Origin of the sequence: Desertimonas flava, assembly GCF_003426815.1 — a bacterium.
Classification (GTDB): domain Bacteria; phylum Actinomycetota; class Acidimicrobiia; order Acidimicrobiales; family Ilumatobacteraceae; genus Desertimonas; species Desertimonas flava.
Genome location: NZ_QKYK01000002.1, coordinates 147,482 through 169,826 on the forward strand (window position 1 = coordinate 147,482; position 22,345 = coordinate 169,826).

A 22,345-nucleotide genomic window follows, 5' to 3' on the forward strand; every position below is an offset into this window, starting at 1 on the left:
GATGAGCGTCGGTCAGCGGCGCACGTTGTCGACCACCCAGATGGCGACCTCGACGCGATTGCGCAGGTTGAGCTTGGCCTGGATGCTCGCCAGGTGCGTCTTCACCGTCGCCAGCGAGATGTAGAGGTCGGCGGCGATCTCGGCGTTGCTGAGGCCACGGGCGACGGCGCGGGCGACGTCGAGCTCGCGTTCGGACAGCGGGTGGGGTTGAACGACCGGCTCTGCGGTGCCGGCCATCCGTTCGAGGTAGCGGACGGTGATCGCCGGCGAGATCAGCGCGTCGCCCTGGGCCGCGGCACGAATGGCTTCGAGGAGGATCTGCGGCCCCGAGTCCTTGAGCACGAAGCCGACGGCGCCGTTGCGGAGGGCCTCCTGGACGTACTCGTCGGAGTCGTAGGTGGTGGCGATCACGACGCGTAGCGGTCGGGGCACACCGGGACCGGCGAGCTGGCGGGTGGCGGCCAGACCGTCGAGGTGCGGCATGCGGATGTCGAGGAGGCAGACGTCGGGCCGGAGCCGCTCGGCCAGCTCGACGGCCGTCTTGCCGTTGTCCGCCTCGGCGATCACCTCCAGGTCCGGCTGGCTGTCGATGATCATGCGGAACCCGGCGCGCACCATCGCTTGATCGTCACCCAGCAGGACCGTCGTGACGTGCTCACCCCGTGACGGGGTGGTGCTCATCGCTCGCCCGCCGACAGGGGAATGACGGCCCGCACCACCCAGCCGCCGGCGTCGTCGCCGCCGGCCACGAAGGTGCCGCCCAATGCCTCGACCCGCTCTCGCATGCCGACGAGACCGTATCCGCGGCTGCGGCCTGCACCCCGGATCGCGTTCTCCGCCCGGAACTCGACGGCGTGGTCGAGCCGGCGCAGCGACAGCAGCACAGGCCGCGCCGGGTCGCCGTACTTGCGGATGTTCGTCGTGGTCTCGTGGACGAGCCGCTGCACCGTGAGCGCCAGCTCGGTCGGCAGCCAGCGGCTGCGCACGTCGGCGTCGGCGTCGAGGCGGGCCGTCGGATGGGTGCGGCGCAGCTCTTCGACCATCTGCTCGATGTCGGCCAGCTCGGGTCCGCTCGAGGTCGTCGGATCGGACCGCAGCAGACCGACGAGCCTGCGGATCGATGTCATCGTCTCGAGGCCGGCCCGCTCGATGTCGGCGAGGGTCTCGTCGTGGGCGGGATCGCCGCCGCCGGCCGCTGCGGCCGTGAACCGGCGCGCCTGGGCGAGGACCACGATGCCGGTGACGTGATGGCCGACGACGTCGTGCAGTTCCCGCGCCAGCTCGAGGCGCTCGTGCTGTCGTGCCCGCTCGATGCTGGTGCGCCGCTCACTGTCGCGGACCCGGACGTAGATGACGGCGGCGACGGCCGCGCCGAGCAGGACGAGCATCGCCGCGCCGATGATGCGCTCGATGTCCTGGGTGTCGGCCCGCGTCGCCACCGCCAATCCCGCCAGCGCCACGGCGCCGGCGACGACGCCGGGCAGTGGGCGCCAGCGGTAGAGCAAGGCGCCGAACATCACCGGTAGGACGGCGAACTCGGTGAAGAGCGGAAACCGGAGGTCGTCCGTCACGATGTGCCGCGAGGCCACGATCGACATCGCCGCGGCGACCGCCGCGAGCGGAACCAACGCCCGTGGCCAGCGGGCCCAGGCGAGACCGGCCACAGCCACCCCGACGACCGGCAGCATCGACCGGCGCGTGCCCCACCGGTTCATCAACCACACGTCGACGGCCAGCGCGGCGACGATCACACCGGCGAACGCCAGGCGCAGCACGGCCACGAGTGGCCGGGTGACGCGGTCGAGTTCCACGGCGACCGACGGTACTCATACCCCGGTCGTTCGTCCCTCAGCCGATCGGATGAGTGGAGCCGGCGAACGATCATCTCGGCGGGCGATGTGGCGCGAGCGGGCGATCCGCATCATCGACGTCATGATCCCCCAACTGATCGCCACCTTCGCCGCCATCCTCGGCGCCGCCGGCCTGCTGGTGCTCGGCGGAGCCGCCACAGCGATGCTCGACGAGGAGGCCTGAGGTGCGCACCCCCACCGCGGTGACGAGCCGGCGCATCGCCCCCGAGATCGGTGTCGAGCTCATCGGTCTCGACCTCACCGGCGAGCTCGACGAGACGACCGTCGCAACACTCCGGCGAGCGGTCGCTGACCACCACGTCGCCGTCGTCCGCGGCCAGTTCCTCAGCGTGGAACAACACGCCGCCCTCGCCGGGATGTTCGGACGGCTCGGCGCCCACCCGACCCGGCTGCTGCTCGCCCAGGGCCGAATGCCCGCGCCGGCGTCCCTCGTCTCCACCATCGAGGACACGGCCGACCGCCCGCCGGCCGGCTTCCCCTGGCACACCGACCTGAGCTGGACGCCCGACCCGCCGATGACCGGCGTGCTCAACGCCGTGGTGATCCCGCCGACGGGCGGCGACACGCTGTGGGCGAGCACGGCGGCGATCTACGACCGGCTTTCACCTCACGATCAGCTGCGCTGCTACGCGTCGAGCGCACTGCACGCCCCGAACGAGTCGCTGCTTGCGTCGGTGCGGCGTCACCACGGCACCGAACTGGTCAGCCGGCTGCGCCAGGCGTACCCACCGATCGAGCATCCGCTCGTGAACGTCCATCCCGTGACCGGCCGCCACAGCCTGTATCTGTCGCCGCTCTACTGCGAACGGATCGTCGGGCCGGCCGGGAGCGATGGGCGGCTGCTCGCCCGCCTGCACGAGATGATCGACGACCCCGCAGTGCAGATGCGCTGGAGATGGGAGCCCGGCGACGTGGTGATCTGGGACGAGACGAGCACGGTCCACAAGGCCCTCACCGACCACTACCCCCAGCACCGCGTCATGCGCCGCACCGCCGCCCTCCGCCCCGGCCGCTGACGCCGCCGCGGCGCCGACCTCCTACTTCTTGTACTGGTTTCTGCTCGTTGGTGAGCGAAAACCAGTACAAGAACGTCGACGATCAGCCGTCGACGGCGGCGACCGCGGCGGCGACGAGGGCCTGGGCGCGGGTGTCGGAGGCGAGGTTCGGGGCCATGCGGTTCATCGCGTAGGCCATGGCGAGGTCCCGCTCGGGCTGGGCGAACGCCACCGACCCGCCGGCGCCGGGATGGCCGTAGCTGCCCGGACCGGCGAACGGGGAGAACAGGCCCGACGTCATGAACCCCATGCCGAACGTGGAGGGCATCACGAGGCACAGGTCGCCCTCGTTGGCCGGCGTCACCTGGGTGCGGGCGATGTCACGCGTCGCCTCGTCGAGCAGGCGGACGCCCCCGATCGGGCCCAGCGTCGCCGCGTACACCGTGGCCAGTGCTCGGGCGTTGGTGATGGCGTTGGCCGCCGGGATCTCGGCGGCGTGGACGTCGCGCCGGTTGAACGTGCCGTCGCCGCCGAACGTGCCGCTCAGCGACAGCGCTCGGCCGCCCCGCGTCTCGGGACCGAGGATCTGCTCCATCAAGCGCTGGACGGCCGGATCGAGGGCCGCGCTCCCGCCGCCGAGCCCGCCGAGGAGCGGGGCGACGCGGCCCTCCTGCTCCTCGGGCAGCCCGACCCACAGATCGACGCCGAGGGGTCCGGCGATCTCGTCGGCCACGAACGTGCCGAGCGATCGGCCGTCGGCCCGCCGTACCAGCTCACCGGCCAGCCAGCCGTAGGTGAGGGCGTGGTAGCCGTGGCCGGTCCCGATGGGCCAGTCCGGCGTCCCGGCGGCGAGTCGCGACGTGACCGTGTCCCAGTCGAGCGCCTCGCCGAGCGTGAGGCCGTCGACGGTGATCAGGCCGCACTGGTGGCTGAGCAGCTGGGCGATCGTTGCATCGCCCTTGCCCTCGGCGGCGAACTCGGGCCACACGGAGGCGACGGGATCGTCGTAGGAGAACAGCCCGCGCTGCACGCACATCGCCACGGCGATCGCCGTGATCCCCTTGGTGGTCGAGAAGACGAGCTGCAGGGTGTCGGGCGTGTAGTCGGCGGCGTCATCGCCCCGGCCGGCCAACCCGCCGGCCACGTCGACGACGCACTCACCGCGGTGGTACACGGCGACCGACGCGCCGACGTCGTCGCCGCGCTCGATGCTGGCGCGCAGGGCATCGGCGACGCCCTCCCACCCGGCGGCCACATGGCCCGTGACGTCTCCCATTCGTTGCTCCTGTCGCGTCGAGGTTGACCGTGCCGGCCGCGGCGTGCCTCCCATCGCGGCTTGCCGCCGCACGTTAGGGCACCGCCATCGCGGCACCGCCGTCGGACGCCCGCCGGTTCAGAGCTCGCGGTACATCACGTGCAGGCCGACACGGCCGAGTGTCGGATGATCGAACGCTCCGGGCACCGTCCCGACGATCGAGAAGCCGAGATCGCGGTAGAGCCGGATCGCCGCCTCGTTGGTCTCGACCACGGCGTTGAACTGCATCCCGGCGAAGCCGCGTCGACGCGCCCAGTCGAGGGCGTACGAGCAGAGCGTCCGGCCGACGCCCCGGCCCCTGGCGTGGGCCGCGACCATGAAGCTGGCGGTCGCCACATGGGCCCCGCGGCCTCCCCGGTTGGCCTGCATGTGCGCGGTACCGAGGATCGAACCCCCGTCGTCGGCGACGACCGTGCTCCCCGGTGCGGACACCACCCACGTCGACCGGGCCTCGTCCGACGTCATCGCCGGGTCGTACGGGAACGTCTCCTCGGCCCGGATCACATCACGGACGATCGGCCACACGGCAGGCCAGTCGGCGTCGACGAACTCCCGGACGTGCACGGCCGCCACCGTACCGACGGCGGGGGGAGCGGACGCGCCGGTGGGGCGTCCCGCTCGGGACGCCCCACCGGCTTGGGGGGTTTGGGGGGATCGAGGACCCGACCGGCCGGCGCCGGCCGGCCACGGCTCAGCGCCGGGCGAAGCGGCGGGTCGCCAGCGGAGCGAACACGGCCACGATCGCCGCGCACCAGATCAACGAGCGCACGCCGTACCACGCCGCCGAGTGGGGCAGAATCGCCATGCTGCCAGTGGAGGCGTCGTCGCCGAGCGACAGAGCCCGCACGGTGTTGATCATCATCGTCACCGGCTGGTGCTCGGCCACGCTCTGCAGCCAGCCGGGCATCGACTCGACCGGCACGTAGGCGCTCGACACGAAGACCAGCGGGAAGGCCATGAAGCTCATGCCGTTGGCGGCCTGGGCGTTGCCGGCGATGAGGCCGAGGTAGATGAACGGCCACGTGAACGCCGCGCCGTACACCACGCACAGGACGACGGCGAGCGCGGCGTCGCCGGCCGACCCGTGGAAGCGGAAGCCGGTCAGGAAGCCGACGGCCACCGTGACCACGAGGCTCCACGCCACGAGCACGGTGTCGGCCATCGACCGGCCGAGCAGGATCGCCGAACGGGGGACCGGCAGCGACCGCAGCCGGTCGTAGAGACCCTTCTCCATGTCCTCGGCCACGCCGACCGCAGCGCCGGTGCCCGAGAAGAAGGCGCCGCCGGCGGCGAGGCCGGGGATGAGGAAGTCGGCGTAGCTGACGGGGCCGGTGCCGATCGCCCCGCCGAAGACGTAGCGGAAGATCAACAGGAACATCGTCGAGATCGCCCCGCCGACGAAGATCAGCTGCGGCGTGCGGGCGAACTGCTTGAGCGTTCTGACGGCGAACGCTCCAGCGGTGGCGGCAGCACTGGCGCCACCGCTGGAGGCCGGGACGAGCGCGTCACGTGGGGAGCTGCTCGGCGTTTCGGGTTCGTACGTGAAGGCGGTGGGGTCGAGCGTGGCAGTCATCGGAGTGGTCCTTCTTTGTGTCGTTCGTTCGGTTCGGTCGTGCTGGATCGTCCGCGCTCAGGCGGCTTCGAGATCGGCGGTGGTGCCCGTGAGATGCAGGAACACCTCGTCGAGGGTCGGGCGGCGGAGGCCGACGTCGTCGATGTCGATGCGCTGTTCGGCGAGGATGCGGATGGCGTCGGACAGGCGATCGGTGCCGTATTCGACCCCGACGGCCACCCGACGGTTGGGCTCGTCGACGGTCGGCTCCTCGACTCCGAGCGGCGCCAGGACGTCGCGGGCAGCAGACAGGTCGGCGACGTCGCGCACCCGGATCTCCACCCGATCGCGGCCCGCCCGGCCCTTGAGCTCGCCCGGGGTGCCGGTAGCGATCGAACGGCCGTGATCGACGATGACGACGTGATCGGCGAGCTGGTCGGCTTCCTCGAGGTACTGCGTGGTCAGCAGCACGTCGGTGCCGGCGGCGACGAGCATGCGGATGGCGTCCCACAGCTCGATGCGGCTCCGCGGGTCGAGGCCCGTGGTCGGCTCGTCGAGCAGGAGCAGACGAGGAGCGCCGACGAGGCTGGCGCCGAGGTCGAGCCGCCGCCGCATGCCTCCCGAGTAGCCGCGGACGAGTCGGCTTCCGGCGTCGGTGAGGCCGAGCTGTTCGAGCACGGCGTCGGCGGCCCGGCGGGCGCCCTGGCGGTCGTGGCCGAACATCCGAGCGACCATCACGAGGTTCTCCCGCCCGCTCAGCGTGGGCTCGACGGCGGCGTGCTGGCCGGCGAGGCCGATCACTTTGCGCACCGCCTGCGGGTCGGCTGTGGCGTCGACGCCGGCGACCGAGAGGTGGCCGTCGTCGACACCGTGCAGCGTGGCGACCGCCCGGATGAACGTCGTCTTGCCGGCGCCGTTGGGGCCGAGGACGGCGGTCACCTTGCCGGCGGGGGCGGCGAGATCGAGACCGTCGAGGGCGACGACCTCCTTGTTCCCGGAGCCGAAGCGCTTCTGGAGGCCGACCGCCTCGATGATGTTGGTGCTCGTGTGCTGCGTCATGGAAGCCATGGTGCGCGACCAAAGTGGTCACCCCCTGTCCAGTTATATGCGTTCCCCGGCCACTCAGGTCGCGCGCCCGGCAGCCTCCGCTGGTGCTCCTGTCGCCGTGGCCGCTCGGACCGCCGTGCGGACTGCGGGACGCGCGCTCAGTTCGCTGAACTGGACGGACGTTGGCCACTTTTGCGGTCAAACTGGACACCGTGAGAGCCGATCGGTTGGTGGCGACGTTGCTGGTGCTCCAGCGCCGCGGAAAGGTGACGGCTGCCGAGTTGGCCGAGGAGCTGGAGATCTCGGTGAAGACCGCCCGGCGCGACCTCGAGGCCCTGGCCGTGTCGGGCATCCCGGTCTACGCCCAGCCGGGGCGCAACGGCGGCTGGCAGCTGCTCGGCGGCGCCCGTACCGATCTCAGCGGGCTCACCGAGAACGAAGCCCGGACACTCTTCCTCGTCGCCGGGCCGGCGTCCACGGCCACGCCGGAGGCCAAAGCGGCGCTGCGCAAGCTCGTGCAGGCGCTCCCCGAGACGTTCCGCGCCGACGCCGAGGCCGCCGCCGCATCCACCGTGCTCGACGCCGCCAGTTGGGGCACCGAGCTCGCCAAGCAGCCGGCCTTCCTCCAGGAGCTACGCCACGCGGTCGTCTCGGGCCGCCAGGTGCGCCTCGGGTACTCCGACCGCCAGCGGTCGGAGACGACGCGCATCGTCCACCCGCTCGGCGTGGTGGAGAAGGGCTCGACGTGGTACCTCGTGGCCAACACCGACAAGGGGATGCGCACGTTCCGCGTGAACCGCGTGCGTTCCGTCGAGTTGACCGACGACAAGGTGGTGCGTCCCGAGGGCTTCGACCTGCACGAGACGTGGAAGGGCATCGTCGCCGCGGTCGAGGAGAAGCGGGCGAGCGCGCAGGCGATCGTCCACGTTCCCACCAGGGCGATCTACGGCCTGCGCATGTCGTTCGGTCCGAGCACCGAGGTCCTCGGACCGGCACCCGACAGCTTCGACGGCCAGGAACAGGTCACGGTCCGGGTCGGCGCACCGTCGGCCTGGGTGATCGCCCAGAACCTCGCGGCATGGGCGGGCTACGTCGACGTGATCGATCCGCCCGAGGTGCGCGAGCACCTGGCATCGATCGGCCGCGCGCTCGTCGCCCGCTACGGCCGCGAGCCCGCTGTTCGATGAGCGCGCGGTGAGATAGTGGCACGCACGATCTCACCGCTCTCACCGCGGGCGAGGAGTCAGGCGGTGGCGCCCGGCGACGGCTCGGAGATGTGGGCGCGGGTCGGGGTGATGACGATCGCCTCGCTGAACGCCGCGGCGAACGCCGCCGCCGAGCCGAAGATGGCGCCGATCCGTTCGGTGTACTTGGCGACGTAGGCCGGTGCGTGATCGGCCGCCGGCTCGTCGGGCGCGACGACCGCCGTGCCGGTGAAGCGGATGATGTCGCGGCCGATGTCGGTGACGTCGAGGGCCAGGCCCACGTGGGGGTTGGCGGCGATGTTGCGCAGCTTCACCTTGCCCGGCTGGCTGTAGAGCACGAACGTGCCGTCGTCGCGATGGAGGAACCACACCGGGACCGTGTCGGGACGGCCGCTCGGACTCACCGTCGACAGCCAGGCCATCAGGTTGGTGCGTAGCCGCGTCTCGACGTGCTCCCGCCGCTCCGGGTCGAGGTCGGCGAGGAGATCGGCGGGGGGATCGGCAGCCACCGCGTCAACGTACCGGCGCTGGCAGCTCGGCGCGTCGGCCGCCGTCCCCTGCGACTACGGACGGATGGCGTGAAGCGCGGCCAGCGCCGAGCCGCGGGCGCCGGCCATGTCGAGGTCGGCGACGATGGCGAACTCGGTGACCGACAGCTGCTCGGCACGCAGTGTCGTGGCGTGACGCACCTGGTCGAGGAACCAGTCGCGGAAGTGCGGCCGGGCTTCGGTGACGCCACCACCCACGAAGTAGGCGTCGGGATCGGTGAAGTTGGCGGCGATCGTGAACATCCTGCCGATCGCCGCCGCCTGCTGGCCGAAGATGGCGAGGGCCATCTCGTCGCCGTCCTCGCCGTAGCTGCGCACGACCTTGGCGGCCTCGTCGATCGGCAAGGCGGCCAGCGGGTGGTCGGGGTAACGAGTGAGCCAGTACGGGAGGAGGTTGCGCCGGATTCCGGCGAGAGAGGCCACGCTCTCGAGGTCGGCGTCGAACCCGCAGTTGCACGACGGCACCGGCTGGTCCGGCTCGAGGATCCCGGTGAGCGGCACGTGCACGTGGCCGAGCTCGCCGGCCATGCCGGCGGCCCCCTTGACGACCCGTCCCGACTCGATGACGCCGCCGCCGAGCCCGGTGCCGACGATCGCCGAGATCGACGAGCGGGCGCCGGCATCGAAGCCGAAATGGCGCTCGTGGGCGTAGAGCGCCGCCGCGTTGCCATCGTTGTTGTAGATGACCGGTAGGCCGAGGCGCTCTTCGACCGCCTCGCGGATGTCGAAGCCCCACCACGCCGGATCGGCGAAATTGGTGGCGCCGCGAGCCGAGATGACGCCGGTCGCCGACGCCGGTCCCGGCGTGTCGAGGCCGACGGCGCGCACCTGGCTGCGCTCGGCACCGGCCACGTCGAGGACGGTGATCATGATTGCGTCGATCGCGTCGACGGCCGCCGGCGGGCCGTCGGTGACCCGGCTCGGCCCCTCGACCATGCGGTCGACGAGGATGTGTCCCGAGTCGTCGACCACCGTGGCGTTGGTCTTGGTGCCGCCGACGTCGATGCCCACGACCACGGGTCCGCTGCTCATGAGCCGTGACAATACCGGTCAAGGAACTCCCGCGAGTCGGGCGCGTCACACGGTCGCACCCCGACCCACCCGAGTGTGGATCGCCCGACAGGGGGACACCCAACACTCGGATGGGTCAGGCGCTGCGTGCGTCAGTCGGGGTGCGTGGCGCGCCACTCGGAGGCGAGGAGGGCGTAGCCGTAGCCGTTGAGCCAGCGCCCGGACCGGTGCAATGACTCCTCGACGGTGGCGGTCTCCCGCCGCATCCCCAGTCGCTCCATGAGGCGCCACGACGGCTCGTTGTCGGCGAAGCAGTTGGCGGTCACCCGGCGCAATCCGAGGCCGACGAAGCACACGCGCAGGATCGCCTCGAGCGCTTCGGTGGCGTAGCCGCGACCCGACGCCTCCGGACGCAACACCCAGCCGAGCTCGGCGTGCGTGCCTTCGGCCTGCTCGCGCACCTCCTGCTGTGCCCACGGCGCCTCGATGCGCACCATCAAGTCGCCGATGACGCCGCCGTCGTGCTCGAGGATCAGCGTCGACGCCAGCCGGCCCGGCTCGGTGAACGCCGTGGCGTGTGATCCGGCGTCGGTCGGCAGCGACGTCAACCAGCGAGACACCTCCTCGAGGCGGCGGTACTCGTACACCGCATCGGCATCGTCGGCGACCGCCGGGCGGATCGTCAGCCGTTCGGTGTGCAGCGGCCACGGGGCGTCGGCGAGGGAGACGGAGGGCACCTCGGCGACGCTACCGAGCAGCGCCGGCCAGCCGACCGGCCCGACGCATCCGAGTATGGAAGGACCGGAATCGGGGCCCCCGGAACTCGGGTGACGTTCAGTACTCGGATGGGGGAGCGGGAGGCTGGTGGCGGGTGGCCGATGGGGCGAGGATGCCAGACTGCACGGCCGTGGTGGACGGAACACACGAGCGAGACCTCACCGAGCCGAACCGGGACACGGGTGGAGCCGACGACGGCGGGCACCTCGTGGCCGAGGGGCTCACGGTCGAGCTGCCCGGCGGCCGCCTGCTGCTCGACGGCGTCGACCTCGTCCTCGAACCGGGACGACTCACCGCCATCGTCGGCCCATCGGGCTCGGGCAAGAGCACGCTGCTCGGCGCCCTGTGCGGCATCCGGCCCGCCAGCCGCGGCGTCGTGCTGTACGACCATCACGACCTCTACCGCGAGTTCGGCGAGCTCCGGCACCGCATCGGACACGTCCCGCAGGACGAGGTGCTGCACACCCAGCTGCCGCTCCGGCGCGTGCTCGACTACACCGCGGCGCTGCGCTTCGGCTCCGACGTCGACGGCGAGGAACGTCGTGCCCGCATCGACGAGGTGCTCGCCGAGCTCGGCCTCCGCGAGCGCGGCGACGTGGTCATCGAGCGCCTGTCGGGCGGTCAGCAGCAGCGGGCGTCGGTCGGCCTCGAGCTGCTGACGCGACCGTCGATGCTCTTCCTCGACGAGCCGACATCGGGCCTCGATCCCGGCTACGAGCGCTCCGTCACCCGCCTCTTCCGGCAGCTCGCCGACGGCGGACGCACCGTGGTCGTCGTCACCCATGCCGTGGCCAGCCTCGACCTGTGCGACACCGTCGTGTTCCTGTCTCCCGGCGGTCGCCTCGCCTACGTGGGTGCGCCGGACACCGCCCTCGAGTGGTTCGGCGCCGCCGACTACCCCGACGTCTTCCTCGAGCTGGAGGCCAACGGCGACGAGTGGGCCGACCGCTTCACCGAGTCCGACATCCGCCGCGAGCGCGTCGGTGACGCCGTGGCCAGCCACCGTGAGGAGCTGGCGGCGATGTCGACCGGCGGCAGCGCGGCGATCGGGCGCCCCACTGGGGCGCGCCGGCAACTGCTCACCCTGACCCGACGCACCGCCGACGTGCTGGTCTCCACCAAGAGCCAGTTCCGCTTGCTCGCCCTCCAGGCGCCGGTGATCGCCGTGCTGCTGCTGATTGCCGTCGGCTTCGGCAACCTCGGGCCGGCGGGCATCGGCCGCCAGCCGCGCCTCGTGATCGCCGTGCTGATGCTCGGCGCGGTCACGATGGGTCTCGTCAACTCGTGCCGCGAGATCGTCCGCGAGCTGCCCGTCTACCGGCGGGAACGAACCGTGGGCTTGTCGCTACCTGCCTACCTCGGCTCGAAGTTCGTCGTGCTCGGCGGACTGGGACTGATCCAGTCGGCGGTGCTCGTGGGGGTGGTGGTGTCGGCCCAGGACGGCCCGCGGGAGTCGGTGGTGCTCGGCCCGCCGATCCTCGAGCTCGGCCTGCTCGTGTTCCTCACCACGCTCGCCGCCGTCGCGCTCGGGCTCGCCGTGTCGGCGTGGGTGGCCACCGACGCTGCGGCCCTCGTCCTCATCCCGGTCATCCTGATCGCGCAGCTCGTGCTCAGCGACAGCATCATCTCGGTCGAGGACAAACCGCTGCTCGCCCAGGTGGCGTGGGTGTCGCCGTCCTACTGGGGCTTTCAGGGTCAGGCCGCGTCGGCGCATCTCGGCGAGCTCGAGCTCGTCTGCCGCGTCCGGGCCGGCGTCGAGGCGTCCGGGAACGCGGCCCAGCGCCAGATCGTCGACTCGCTGCTCGGGCAGGCGCCGTGCCGCGATCGCTGGGCGCCGACCAAGGGTCACGTGCTGAGCGCCGCCGGCGCCTTGCTCGGACTGACCGTGCTCTACGGCGCGATCGCCGCCGCCGGTCTCCGACGGCGCGATCCGCGCCGCGTCGGCGCCCACTGAACGTCACTCGGTCGCCGGAGCGGCGTCCGCGGGCGTCGCGGCCGGCGCGTCGCCGCTGCTCTCGGCGTTGTTCTCGGGCACTCTTGACGCCGGTGTAACTACGGTGATGTAATTCTCAACCCGACACAAGATCCTGCGTCGACAACCGCCGAAGCGCCCACTTGATCCCCAGATATAGGGGGTGACGGTGGAGGCGGCAGGAAGCGAAGGATCCGCTCGGGGACATCACACCGGGAGGCTCCGCCGCCCTCCGGCACCAGGGATTCGTGTGCACCGCCGAGAGGCCGGGGCGCTCAGGCCCACACAAGCGCCCAAAGAAGCAGAACCCACCGAGGCAGATGGGCATCTGCGAACCGACGCGGGAGAAGCGCCAGCATGACCATCCTCGAACGCACCGCAAGCGACAGCACACTCGCACCGGAAGCCGGCGACGCCGGCGCCGATCCCACCCCCTGGGGACTGGCCAGCCCGATGCGCGTGCGCAAGCGCGACGGTGCGCTCGAGCCGATCGATCTCAACAAGATCGTGCGGGCCGTCGGCATGGCGGCGAAGGGTCTCGACGGGGTCGATCCGATGCGCGTCGCCACCCGCACCATCAGCGGTCTCCACGACGGCGCCACCACGATGGAGCTCGACGAGCTGTCCATCCGCACGGCGGCGGCCCTCGTCAGCGAGGAGCCGAGCTACAGCCGGCTCGCCGGCCGCCTCCTCGCCACGTTCGTGCAGAAGGAGGTGTTCAACCAGAACATCCACTCCTTCAGCCAGTCGATCGACGCCGGCCACGCCGCCGGGCTGATCAACGACGAGACCGCCGAGCTGGTCGGCAACCACAGCTACAAGCTCAACGAGGCGATCGAGCACGAGCGTGACCGCCTGTTCGAGTACTTCGGACTGCGCACGGTGTACGACCGCTACCTGCTGCGTGACCCCGAGGGCCGCCTCGTCATCGAGACGCCGCAGTACTTCTTCATGCGCGTCGCCTGTGGCCTGTCCACCACGGCCGACGAGGCGATCGAGTTCTACCGCATCATCTCGTCGCTCGATTACATGCCGGCCACGCCGACGCTGTTCAACAGCGGCACGTCGCACCCGCAGATGTCGAGCTGCTACCTGCTCGACTCGCCGGGCGACACGCTCGAGGCGATCTACGACCGCTACAAGGACGTCGCCCGCCTGTCGAAGTTCGCCGGCGGCATCGGCCTCGCCTTCCACCGCGTGCGCAGCCGCGGCTCGCTCATCCGCGGCACCAACGGCCTGTCCAACGGCATCGTGCCGTGGCTGAAGACGCTCGACTCGTCAGTCTCGGCGGTGAACCAGGGCGGCAAGCGCAAGGGTGCCGCCTGCGTGTACCTCGAGACGTGGCACGCCGACATCGAGGAGTTCCTCGAGCTCAAGGACAACACCGGCGACGAGGCGCGGCGCACGCACAACCTCAACCTCGCCAACTGGGTGCCCGACCTGTTCATGAAGCGCGTCGAGAACGACTGGACGTGGTCGCTGTTCGATCCCAAGAAGGTGCCGCACCTCACCGACCTCTTCGGCGAGGAGTTCGAGCGGGCCTACATCGAGGCCGAGAGCCAGAAGCTGTACGAGCGTCAGATCCCCGCCCGCCAGCTGTACTCGCGCATGATGCGCACGCTGGCCCAGACCGGCAACGGCTGGATGACGTTCAAGGACCCGTCGAACGCCCGCTGCAACCAGACGACGGATCCCGTTCCTGGCGTCGTTCTCGCCGACGGGGAGACGCCGCGGGTCGTGCACCTGTCGAACCTGTGCACCGAGATCCTCGAGGTCACGAGCAATGCCGAGACCGCCGTGTGCAACCTCGGCTCGCTCAACCTCGGCCACTTCGTGCGCGATGGCGAGTTCGAGTTCGAGCGCCTCGCCGAGGTGGTGCGCACCGCGGTGCGCTACCTCGACCGGGTCATCGACATCAACTACTACCCGACCGACGAGGCCGCCGCGTCGAACGCCCGCTGGCGTCCCGTCGGCCTCGGCGTGATGGGCCTGCAGGACGTGTTCTTCAAGCTCAAGCTGCCGTTCGACAGCCCCGAGGCGCGCGGGCTGTCGAAGCGCATCCAGGAAGAGGTCTACTTCAACGCCCTGTGGTCCTCGAGCGAGCTCGCCGAGGCCAACGGCCCACACACCGCCTACGCCGACACCCGCGCCGCCGCCGGCAAGCTGCAGTTCGACCTGTGGGGCGTCACGCCGAGCGAGCCGGCTCGGTGGGAGCCGCTGCGGGCTCGCATCGCCGAGCACGGGCTGCGCAACTCGCTGCTCATCGCCATTGCCCCGACGGCCACCATCGCCTCGATCTGCGGCGCTTACGAGTGCATCGAGCCGCAGGTGTCCAACCTCTTCAAGCGCGAAACGCTGTCGGGCGAGTTCCTCCAGATCAACACGTACCTCGTGCGTGACCTGCAGTCACGCGGTCTGTGGACCGACGAGATCCGCGACGCCATCAAGCGCGCCGAGGGCTCGGTGCAGGGCGTCGATGCCATCCCCGACGACGTCAAGGCGCTGTACCGCACGGCGTGGGAGCTGCCGATGCGTTCCCTCATCGACATGGCCGCCGAGCGTGGGGCGTTCATCGACCAGAGCCAGTCGCTCAACCTGTTCATGGAGAGCCCCACCATCGGCAAGCTCTCGTCGATGTACTTGCATGCCTGGAAGCAGGGGCTGAAGACCACGTACTACCTGCGGTCCCGTCCGGCGACCCGCATCGCCCAGACCACCACCGGTGGCGGGGGAGGGACCCCGGCGCCCGCCGAGCCCACGCCGATGTCGCCGAAGAAGGAATACACCGACGAAGAGGCGCTCGCCTGCTCCATCGAGAACCCCGACGCGTGCGAAGCTTGTACGTGATAAGTCCGCACACCTGTTCGTTTGCAAGTTCTGAGATGAAGTGAAAGAAGCGCCATGAGTACCGCCGAAGTGCTGACCGATTTCTCGATCCCCGAGCCGCTGCCGGCCACCGAGACGCTCCCCGCCGCAGATCCGGGCGCCCGCAAGGCCATCCTCGATCCCGGCCTCGACCTGACGTTGCGGCCGATGCGCTATCCCGAGTTCTACGAGCGCTACCGGGCGGCCATCCGCAACACCTGGACGGTCGAGGAGATCGACTTCTCCGACGACGTCGTCGACCTCAACCGCAAGCTGCTGCCGGCCGAGAAGCATCTGATCCGCCGCCTCGTGGCGTTCTTCGCCACCGGTGACTCCATCGTTGCCAACAACCTCGTGCTCAACCTGTACAAGCACATCAACGCGCCCGAGGCCCGGCTGTTCCTGTCCCGGCAGCTGTACGAGGAGGCCCTGCACGTGCAGTTCTACCTCACGCTGCTCGACACCTATCTCCCCGATCCCGACGAGCGCGCCGAGGCGTTCCGCGCCGTCGAGACGATCCCGTCCATCAAGGCCAAGGCCGAGTTCTGCTTCAAGTGGATGGACACGATCGGCCAGCTCGGTGAGTTGCAGACCCGCGAGGACCGCCGCACGTTCCTGCTCAACCTGATCTGCTTCGCCGCCTGCATCGAGGGTCTGTTCTTCTTCGGCGCCTTCGCCTACGTGTACTTCCTGCGCTCGAAGGGGCTCCTCAACGGTTTGGCGGCCGGCACCAACTGGGTGTTCCGCGACGAGAGCGGGCACATGGACTTCGCCTTCTCGGTCGTCGACACCGTCCGTCGCGAGGAGCCCGATCTCTTCGACGACGAGCTCGCCAAGCAGATCACCGAGATGATGGAGGACGCCGTCGAGGCCGAGATGCAGTTCGTGCAGGACATGCTCTCCGACGGCGTGCCCGGCCTCTCGGCGGCCGACAGCCGCGAATACCTCCAGTTCGTCGCCGACCAGCGCCTCGTACGCCTGGGCCTGTCGAAGCGCTGGGGCTCGAAGAACCCGTTCGGCTTCATGGAGCTGCAGGACGTGCAGGAGCTCTCCAACTTCTTCGAGCGCACCGTCTCGGCATACCAGGTGGGCGTCACTGGCGACGTCGCCTTCGACGACGACTTCTGATGTCTGCGTTCCCCGGCCACGCAGGCCGCGTGAACGGCTCGGTCGGAACGAGCTCCTCGCTCGCCTTGACCGCGCGAACTTCGGGACGCTCGCTGCACCCGTGCACATCTGCGTTCCCGGCCACGCGTCGATCGACGACACACGACTTCTCCCCCCGACCGTGCGGACGGCGCTGAGCTGTCATGGTTCGTCGCGCTGGGCGCGACGAACCATGACAGTTCGAGACCCCGCGTGACTGTGACACCCCATCTCTAGGGTCGGGCCATGGGATCGAGGAACCGTCAACGACGCCAAGAGAAGGCCCGTCGCCGGGCTGCCCGTACCAACGCGCAACGACCGCGACCGCCCGACAGCTCGCCACGTCCCGATGAGGCTCGACGCCTGCGGCGCACGATCTGGTCGGCGGCCGGGCTGATACGCGGCGAGACGTCGAACCAGTACGTGCTGTCGGTGCTCGCCCTGAACGATGTCGATCCCGGCTCCGTGGTCGACATCGCCGAGACCGACATCGCGGCATTCGTCGCTGCCGCCTGGGAGCGGGGCTGGCTGCCGAGTGAGCTCGTTCGTCACGCTCGTCGCAGCAACGCGGCGTACGGCCGCGTCGTCGCGGCTGCCATCGCAGTCGATCTCGCAGGTCGCTCGGCGGCCGAGTTGCATCCGCGCTGGTACGCCGACGCCGCCACGGCCGCGCCGGAGGGCCACACCGACGTCGAGATCGGTTGGCTGTCGCGGGCGCTCGCGGCCGAGAAGATCGGGCCAGCGAGGGCGATCCATGTCGTCACGGACCTCATCGGCCTGCTCGGCAAGCTCGGCCGGCTGCCGATCACGGTGCCGCCGCCAGGCAGCGATCCGCGTGACTGGCAGCGGCATGACGCGTCGCCGGGTGGGGACGCGGTCGAGGACCCCATGCTCCTCAGAGTCCGGGCCCTCCTGGCTCAGGCCGAGTCGACCACGTTCGAGGCCGAGGCCGAGACGTTCACGGCCAAGGCACAGGAGTTGATGGCCAAGCACTCCATCGACAGCGCGCTCTTGTGGTCACGGGGCGGCCGCAGCGAGCGACCGTCGTCGATTCGGCTCGCTGTCGACGACCCATACGCCAAGGAGAAGGCTCTCCTTCTGGGTGTCGTCGCCACGAGCTCGCGATGCAAGGTGGTGCAGCACGGCGACCTCGGGCTGTACAGCGTGTTCGGATTCGCCGACGACCTCGCTGCGGTCGAGCTGCTGTACACCTCGTTGCTCGTGCAGTCGCAGGCGGCGATGCGGGCCGAGGCGGCGACGGCTCCCACCGGCAGCCACGTGCGCGGCGCCTCGTTCAAGCGGGCCTTCCTGTTCGGGTACGCCGGCCGCATCGGCGAGCGACTCGAATCGGTCAATCGCTCAGCGGAGGACGTCGCGTCGCACCGATCGCCGACGGGTGGCATCCCATTGCCTCCGGGCGCCGGGACGGCGGCGGGCGCCGGTCTGCTCCCGGTCCTCGTCGCCCGGAGCGAGGCGATCGACGGGGAGATCGCCGAGCAGATCGGCGCGACGACCTCTGCCCGGCTGGGTGGACGCTCATATGACCGCCTCGGGTGGGACCGCGGCGGTCAGGCCGCCGACCGTGCCGAGCTCAATCGTGCCGTGCGGCGCCGAGAGGCCGGTGCGCCGACATCGATCCCAGCGCCGGCGCCACGGCGCTGAGCTCGACTCGGGCCGGGACGCCAGCGCCGCGCCGTCAGCGTCACGGGAGGCAGAGGCAGAACGGGTGGCCCTCGGGGTCGAGGAAGACCCGGAACGTCGTGCCCGGCTGATGCTCGGCCTTGCGGGCGCCGAGGGCGAGGACACGCTGCTCACCCACGTCGAGGTCGACGACGTCGAAGTCGAGATGGAACTGCTGGGGCGGGTTCGTGCTCGGCCACTGCGGAGCGACGTACTCCTCGACATGCTGGAACGACAGGACGAGGCCGTTGGGCGTCACGACCGTGGCCCAGGAGGGATCGGACTCGCGCACCGTCCATCCGGTGATCGAGCTGTAGAACGCGGCCAACGCCGGCGGGTTGGCGCAGTCGATGACGATGCCCGTGAGCGCGTCGACGGCGGGCGTGGTGGTATCGGCCTCGGTGGTGGTCATGGGCCGCACGTTAAACCTCTTTGCGGACAGTTCCTGTCCGGAAAGACGCGGCTCTCCGATCTGCTCAAGCGCACCGGACTGGCCGGGGGACCCAGGCGGGGGAGCGGCCGAGGTGGGCGAGGATCCGGTCGAGCCGGCTGCTGCCGCGGGGCGAGTCGAGCGCCGTCCGGAACGGCGACCGGGGGGTGCGGCGAGATGCGTCGTCGGGCACGGCGAAGGCGATCGGCTCGGCGGCGGCGATGACGTCGGCCGGCAACTGGAAGTCGACGTCGATCGATCGAGCGACATCCCAGCCGTGCACGACGTAGTCGATGAAGTGGAACCCCATGGCCAGCGCGCCGGGAACGACGACGTCCGGCCCGAACTCGGGCAGGGCGAACTTCGCTTCCATCGTCCCGTCGGCGGCGAACGCGTCGACGACGTCGCGGGCGGCCGCGGCATACGTCGCGGCAGGGCTCACCGCCACCGCCTCGCTGACGGTGTCGACGTCCCAGACGGCGAGGTCGGCGCCGGCGCCGCGAGCCGCGGCTGCGAACCCGCGGTGCTGCACGGTCATGTGGGCGAGGAGATCGCCGAGATCCCAGCCGGCACAGGGCGTCGCGTGGTGGAGATCGTCACGGGTGATCTGGTCGACGATCTTGATCGAGGTGAGGACGGCGATCCGGTGGAACGGTCGGACGTCCGTAGTCGTACGCATACGCAGATAGTAAGCAGCTGCCTATGATCTGTCAACGCTACGATTCCGACGTGGCGACGAAACGAGCCTCCGACACTCGGCCCGACCTCGCCGCCATGCTCGCCCCGCTGGTGCGCGAGCTGATCGACGCCGAGTTGCCGATCCTCGCGGCGAACGGCATCAGCATGTGGGCCTACAGCGTGCTGCTCGCGCTCGATCGTTCGCCGATGCGCTCCCAGGCGGCGCTGGCCGAGGCGATCGGGGCCGACAAGACCCGGATCATCCCCACGCTCGACGAGCTGCAGGCGCTCGGCTACATCGAGCGACGTCCCGACCCCGACGACCGGCGCGTGCGGCTCCTCGCCGTCACCGACGCCGGTCGCGCTGTCAAGGACGCCACCCAGGCCGAGATCCAACGGGGTGAGGAGCGGTGGCTCGGCCGGCTCTCGGCGGCGGACCGCAGCGCCTTCCTCCGCGTCCTGCGGCAGTTCACCGACGAACGCCGGGCCGCCCGCAACCTCGCTCGGGAGAGCTCGTAGAGGCCGCCGAACCCCGCAATCGAGGGATGGCCCCCGCGACCGGAGCTTCGTACCGTCGCCTCAGAGACGCATCACAGGAGGCGACATGACAGCGACGACATCCCTCACCAGCACCCGCCGAGCCAAGCGACGCATTCGCATCCTGCCGGCGCTCGCCCTGGCCGCGTCGGCCACGGCAGTGCCGGCACTGATCGGCGGGTCGGGGGTTTCCGCCGGCGAGTATCCCGCATCGCATGCCCAGATCGGCGGGAGCAGCCACGGCTTCGCCACGTTCGAGACCAAGGGCGACGTGTTCTCCCTGTGCGACATCCGACCGGACGGCTACTCCGTCGGCCTGCGTTGGCAGCTCAGGGTCCATCAGAACTGGATCTCGCAGCCCAACCACTACAACAGCTGGGGCACCGACACGTGCCGGTCGTTCGGTGAGAGCAGTCTCCCGGAGGCGGCGAGCATTCGGTACCGAGCGTGCCTGTACGACCACGCCAAGCCGGGCGGTCACCGACCGGTCGTCGTCGAGGGTTCGTGCGGCCCGTGGATTCCCGCCAGGCCGGGCGTCGAACCTTCACGACCAGCTCGGTGATCCGCTGGCCGCATTGGGCCGGCGGTGCGCGCCGCGTGGGGCGCTACGGCGTCGTCGTCGGGGACTCGTCGTCGAAGTCGTGGTCGCCGTGGAGCATCCAGGCGGCGACGACGCCGCCGACGGCCCCGAACAGATGGCCCTGCCACGACATGCGGGACGTCGGCACGAGACCCCACAGCAGCGAGCCGCCGTAGAACATCAAGACGATGATGCCGCCGCCGATCCACATCGCCTTCCTGGCGAACACGCCGCGAGACACGAGGTAGGTGATGTAGCCGAACACCAGACCGCTGGCGCCGAGGTGGATGCTGTTGGAGGCACCGAAGAGCCACACCCCGAGTCCACTGACCACGCCGACGGCGATGGTGACCTCGACGAACTGTCGGGTGCCACCGAGGGCGATCGCCGCCCCGAGGATGCCGAACGGGATCGTGTTGCCGATGAGGTGCCGGAAGTCGACATGGAGGAACGGAGCGAACACGATGCCGAACAGGCCGCGGACGGACCGGGGCCGGATGCCCCACCGGTTGAACGAGGTGCCGGGGAGCAGGTCGATCAGTTCGGTGCCCCACATCACGGCGAGCATCACGCCGACGGCCACGATGCCCGGTGCGAACTCGACGAGTCGGGGACGTTCGGGAGTCTCGCCGGCGGCCGTCGTGGGGAGGGTCACCGATCCATGATCGCATGTCGCACGACGGACGATCCGTTCGCCCGGACGGGCGGCTGTTTGAATGAGTCGATGGCCCCCAACCACCAGCCGGCGCCCGACGGTGTGACCACCACCCTCACCGACACCACCGCCAGCGCCACGGCGGTCGTCGCCGCGCCGCCCGAGGCGGTGTTCGACTTCGTCCGTTCGCCCGCCAATCACGCCGAGATCAGTGGTGACGAGTCGGTGCGCGGCCGCGTCAGCGGCCCCGACCTGCTCGAGGCCGAGAGCTCGTTCCGGATGAAGATGCGTCGCGGTCCGATCGCCTACCGGATGACCAACAAGGTGGTCGAGTTCGACCGCAATCGCGTCATCGCGTGGTCGCACCTCGGTGGCCACCGCTGGCGGTGGGAGCTCGAGCCCGACGGGTCCGGCGGCACCAGGGTGACCGAGACCTACGACCAATCGACGGCGCGCATCCCGCTCGTCGTCAAGCTCATGGGTTACCCGAAGGGCCACGTCGCCAACGTCGCCAGGTCGGTCGCCAACGTCGTCGATCACTTCGGAGGTGGAGCGTGACCGACCGCGTCGCGTACGACGAGTTCGCCTACTTCGCCGACAACGCGGCGGAGTACGGGATCGCCTACGACGGCCCGCCGCTCGTGCGGCGCGACCGCGCGGAGCTCCCCGACGGACGCACGATCAGCGCCCTCGTGTGGGGTGACGCCCCGGCCGAGATGGTGTTCCTGCACGGCGGTGCCCAGAACGCCCACACGTGGGATACGGTCGCCCTCGCCCTCGGTCGTCCCCTCGTCGCCATCGACCTGCCGGGCCACGGACATTCCGACGCCGTGTCGCTGACCCCGGGGCGGCATCGAGCCGAGTCGCTCGCCGACGACGCCGCCGTGGCCATCGAGGCCCTGGCGCCCGACGCCGATCTCCTCGTCGGCATGTCGCTCGGTGGTATGACGTCGATCGCCCTCACCGCCGCCCACCCGCACCTGGTCCGGCGGCTGGCACTGATCGACATCACGCCTGGCGTGAACAGTGAGAAGGCCAAGGCGATCACCGACTTCGTGCGTGGACCGCCGACGTTCCCGAGCTTCGACGAGCTCCTCGCCCGCACGATCGAGCACAACCCGACACGTACCGAGGCGTCGTTGCGCCGGGGCATCCTCCACAACGCCGAACAGCTCGATGACGGCTCGTGGCGCTGGCGCTACCGCCGCCACGGTGATGGCGATCTCGCCGAGACCAGCGAGGTCGACGCGTCGTCGGTGCTGTGGGAGGCCCTGTCGGCGATCACCGCGCCGGTGATGCTCGTGCGCGGGATGCGCCCGCAGTCGGTCGTCGACGACGCCGACGAGGCCGAGCTGCTTCGCCGCCTCCCGTCGGCGCGTGTCGAGCACGTCGCCGAGGCCGGCCACAGTGTGCAGGGCGACACACCGGTCGAGCTCGCCGCACTGCTCGCCGACTTCGCCACCGGTTGACGCCCCGCCGGC

The 22,345-nt window shown here is 70.4% G+C and carries 22 protein-coding genes; 10 read left to right on the plus strand and 12 right to left on the minus strand.

What is annotated here, in order from left to right; translation table 11 throughout:
* Positions 1-12: 12 nt before the first annotated feature.
* Positions 13-681, minus strand: a complete 669-nt coding sequence (locus DN771_RS03315) for a response regulator (RefSeq protein ID WP_116995906.1) — start codon at positions 679-681, stop codon at positions 13-15.
* Entirely contained in the window at positions 678-1,811 is a 1,134-nt protein-coding gene (locus tag DN771_RS03320; RefSeq protein ID WP_116995907.1) for a sensor histidine kinase, read from the minus strand. Before DN771_RS03320 ends, DN771_RS03315 begins: the two co-directional genes overlap by 4 nt.
* A gap of 224 nt (positions 1,812-2,035) precedes the next feature.
* Between DN771_RS03320 and DN771_RS03325 the strand changes: the two genes are divergently transcribed.
* The gene (locus DN771_RS03325) at positions 2,036-2,887 is read left to right on the plus strand and encodes a TauD/TfdA dioxygenase family protein (RefSeq protein ID WP_116995908.1); all 852 of its coding nucleotides are present in this window, start codon (positions 2,036-2,038) and stop codon (positions 2,885-2,887) included.
* 82 nt (positions 2,888-2,969) lie between these two features.
* On the opposite strand, the gene DN771_RS03330 is transcribed toward DN771_RS03325, so the two are convergent.
* From DN771_RS03330 to DN771_RS03345, 4 genes are all read right to left on the minus strand, one after another.
* Entirely contained in the window at positions 2,970-4,142 is a 1,173-nt protein-coding gene (locus tag DN771_RS03330) for a serine hydrolase domain-containing protein (protein ID WP_162941477.1), read from the minus strand.
* Positions 4,143-4,259: 117 nt separating this feature from the next.
* Positions 4,260-4,745 (minus strand): GNAT family N-acetyltransferase, encoded by a 486-nt coding sequence (locus DN771_RS03335; protein ID WP_116996149.1) that lies wholly within the window; start codon positions 4,743-4,745, stop codon positions 4,260-4,262.
* A gap of 127 nt (positions 4,746-4,872) precedes the next feature.
* Positions 4,873-5,754: an ABC transporter permease gene (locus DN771_RS03340; protein WP_116995910.1), complete on the minus strand. Its 882-nt coding sequence runs from the start codon at positions 5,752-5,754 to the stop codon at positions 4,873-4,875.
* Between the two features lie 57 nt (positions 5,755-5,811).
* A complete protein-coding gene (locus DN771_RS03345; protein WP_116995911.1) occupies positions 5,812-6,792 on the minus strand; it encodes an ATP-binding cassette domain-containing protein in 981 nt (326 codons plus the stop codon).
* Positions 6,793-6,992: 200 nt separating this feature from the next.
* Here DN771_RS03345 and DN771_RS03350 point away from each other — a divergent pair, with 200 nt between their 5' ends.
* Positions 6,993-7,967, plus strand: coding sequence for a helix-turn-helix transcriptional regulator (locus tag DN771_RS03350; RefSeq protein WP_116995912.1), 975 nt, complete (start codon positions 6,993-6,995; stop codon positions 7,965-7,967).
* 56 nt (positions 7,968-8,023) lie between these two features.
* Here the strand turns inward: DN771_RS03350 and DN771_RS03355 are convergent, their stop codons facing one another.
* From DN771_RS03355 to DN771_RS03365, 3 genes are all read right to left on the minus strand, one after another.
* The gene (locus tag DN771_RS03355) at positions 8,024-8,494 is read right to left on the minus strand and encodes a TIGR03667 family PPOX class F420-dependent oxidoreductase (RefSeq protein ID WP_116995913.1); all 471 of its coding nucleotides are present in this window, start codon (positions 8,492-8,494) and stop codon (positions 8,024-8,026) included.
* Between the two features lie 54 nt (positions 8,495-8,548).
* On the minus strand, positions 8,549-9,565 hold the full coding sequence (locus DN771_RS03360) for an ROK family protein (protein ID WP_116995914.1): 1,017 nt from the start codon (positions 9,563-9,565) through the stop codon (positions 8,549-8,551).
* A 131-nt stretch (positions 9,566-9,696) separates the two neighbouring features.
* Positions 9,697-10,281, minus strand: coding sequence for a GNAT family N-acetyltransferase (locus tag DN771_RS03365; protein ID WP_205528395.1), 585 nt, complete (start codon positions 10,279-10,281; stop codon positions 9,697-9,699).
* 170 nt (positions 10,282-10,451) lie between these two features.
* Between DN771_RS03365 and DN771_RS03370 the strand changes: the two genes are divergently transcribed.
* From DN771_RS03370 to DN771_RS03385, 4 genes are all read left to right on the plus strand, one after another.
* A complete protein-coding gene (locus DN771_RS03370) occupies positions 10,452-12,275 on the plus strand; it encodes an ATP-binding cassette domain-containing protein (protein ID WP_162941478.1) in 1,824 nt (607 codons plus the stop codon).
* Between the two features lie 375 nt (positions 12,276-12,650).
* Entirely contained in the window at positions 12,651-15,140 is a 2,490-nt protein-coding gene (locus DN771_RS03375; RefSeq protein WP_116995916.1) for a ribonucleoside-diphosphate reductase subunit alpha, read from the plus strand.
* A gap of 54 nt (positions 15,141-15,194) precedes the next feature.
* Positions 15,195-16,286, plus strand: coding sequence for a ribonucleotide-diphosphate reductase subunit beta (locus DN771_RS03380; RefSeq protein ID WP_116995917.1), 1,092 nt, complete (start codon positions 15,195-15,197; stop codon positions 16,284-16,286).
* A gap of 264 nt (positions 16,287-16,550) precedes the next feature.
* Entirely contained in the window at positions 16,551-17,966 is a 1,416-nt protein-coding gene (locus DN771_RS03385; protein ID WP_116995918.1) for a DUF2786 domain-containing protein, read from the plus strand.
* Between the two features lie 40 nt (positions 17,967-18,006).
* On the opposite strand, the gene DN771_RS03390 is transcribed toward DN771_RS03385, so the two are convergent.
* Entirely contained in the window at positions 18,007-18,396 is a 390-nt protein-coding gene (locus tag DN771_RS03390) for a VOC family protein (RefSeq protein WP_116995919.1), read from the minus strand.
* Between the two features lie 64 nt (positions 18,397-18,460).
* On the minus strand, positions 18,461-19,093 hold the full coding sequence (locus tag DN771_RS03395; protein ID WP_116995920.1) for a TIGR03086 family metal-binding protein: 633 nt from the start codon (positions 19,091-19,093) through the stop codon (positions 18,461-18,463).
* 95 nt (positions 19,094-19,188) lie between these two features.
* On the opposite strand from DN771_RS03395, the gene DN771_RS03400 reads away from it, so the two are divergent.
* On the plus strand, positions 19,189-19,611 hold the full coding sequence (locus DN771_RS03400) for a MarR family winged helix-turn-helix transcriptional regulator (protein ID WP_420810918.1): 423 nt from the start codon (positions 19,189-19,191) through the stop codon (positions 19,609-19,611).
* Positions 19,612-19,696: 85 nt separating this feature from the next.
* On the plus strand, positions 19,697-20,191 hold the full coding sequence (locus tag DN771_RS03405; RefSeq protein ID WP_116995922.1) for a hypothetical protein: 495 nt from the start codon (positions 19,697-19,699) through the stop codon (positions 20,189-20,191).
* Between the two features lie 43 nt (positions 20,192-20,234).
* Here DN771_RS03405 and DN771_RS03410 read toward each other — a convergent pair whose 3' ends face one another.
* The gene (locus DN771_RS03410) at positions 20,235-20,864 is read right to left on the minus strand and encodes a rhomboid family intramembrane serine protease (RefSeq protein WP_205528397.1); all 630 of its coding nucleotides are present in this window, start codon (positions 20,862-20,864) and stop codon (positions 20,235-20,237) included.
* Positions 20,865-20,933: 69 nt separating this feature from the next.
* Here DN771_RS03410 and DN771_RS03415 point away from each other — a divergent pair, with 69 nt between their 5' ends.
* Positions 20,934-21,422 carry an SRPBCC family protein gene (locus DN771_RS03415; protein ID WP_162941479.1) on the plus strand — a complete coding sequence of 163 codons (489 nt, stop codon included), beginning with the start codon at positions 20,934-20,936 and terminating at the stop codon, positions 21,420-21,422.
* Positions 21,419-22,333, plus strand: a complete 915-nt coding sequence (locus DN771_RS03420) for an alpha/beta fold hydrolase (protein ID WP_116995924.1) — start codon at positions 21,419-21,421, stop codon at positions 22,331-22,333. Before DN771_RS03415 ends, DN771_RS03420 begins: the two co-directional genes overlap by 4 nt.
* Positions 22,334-22,345 lie beyond the last annotated feature (12 nt).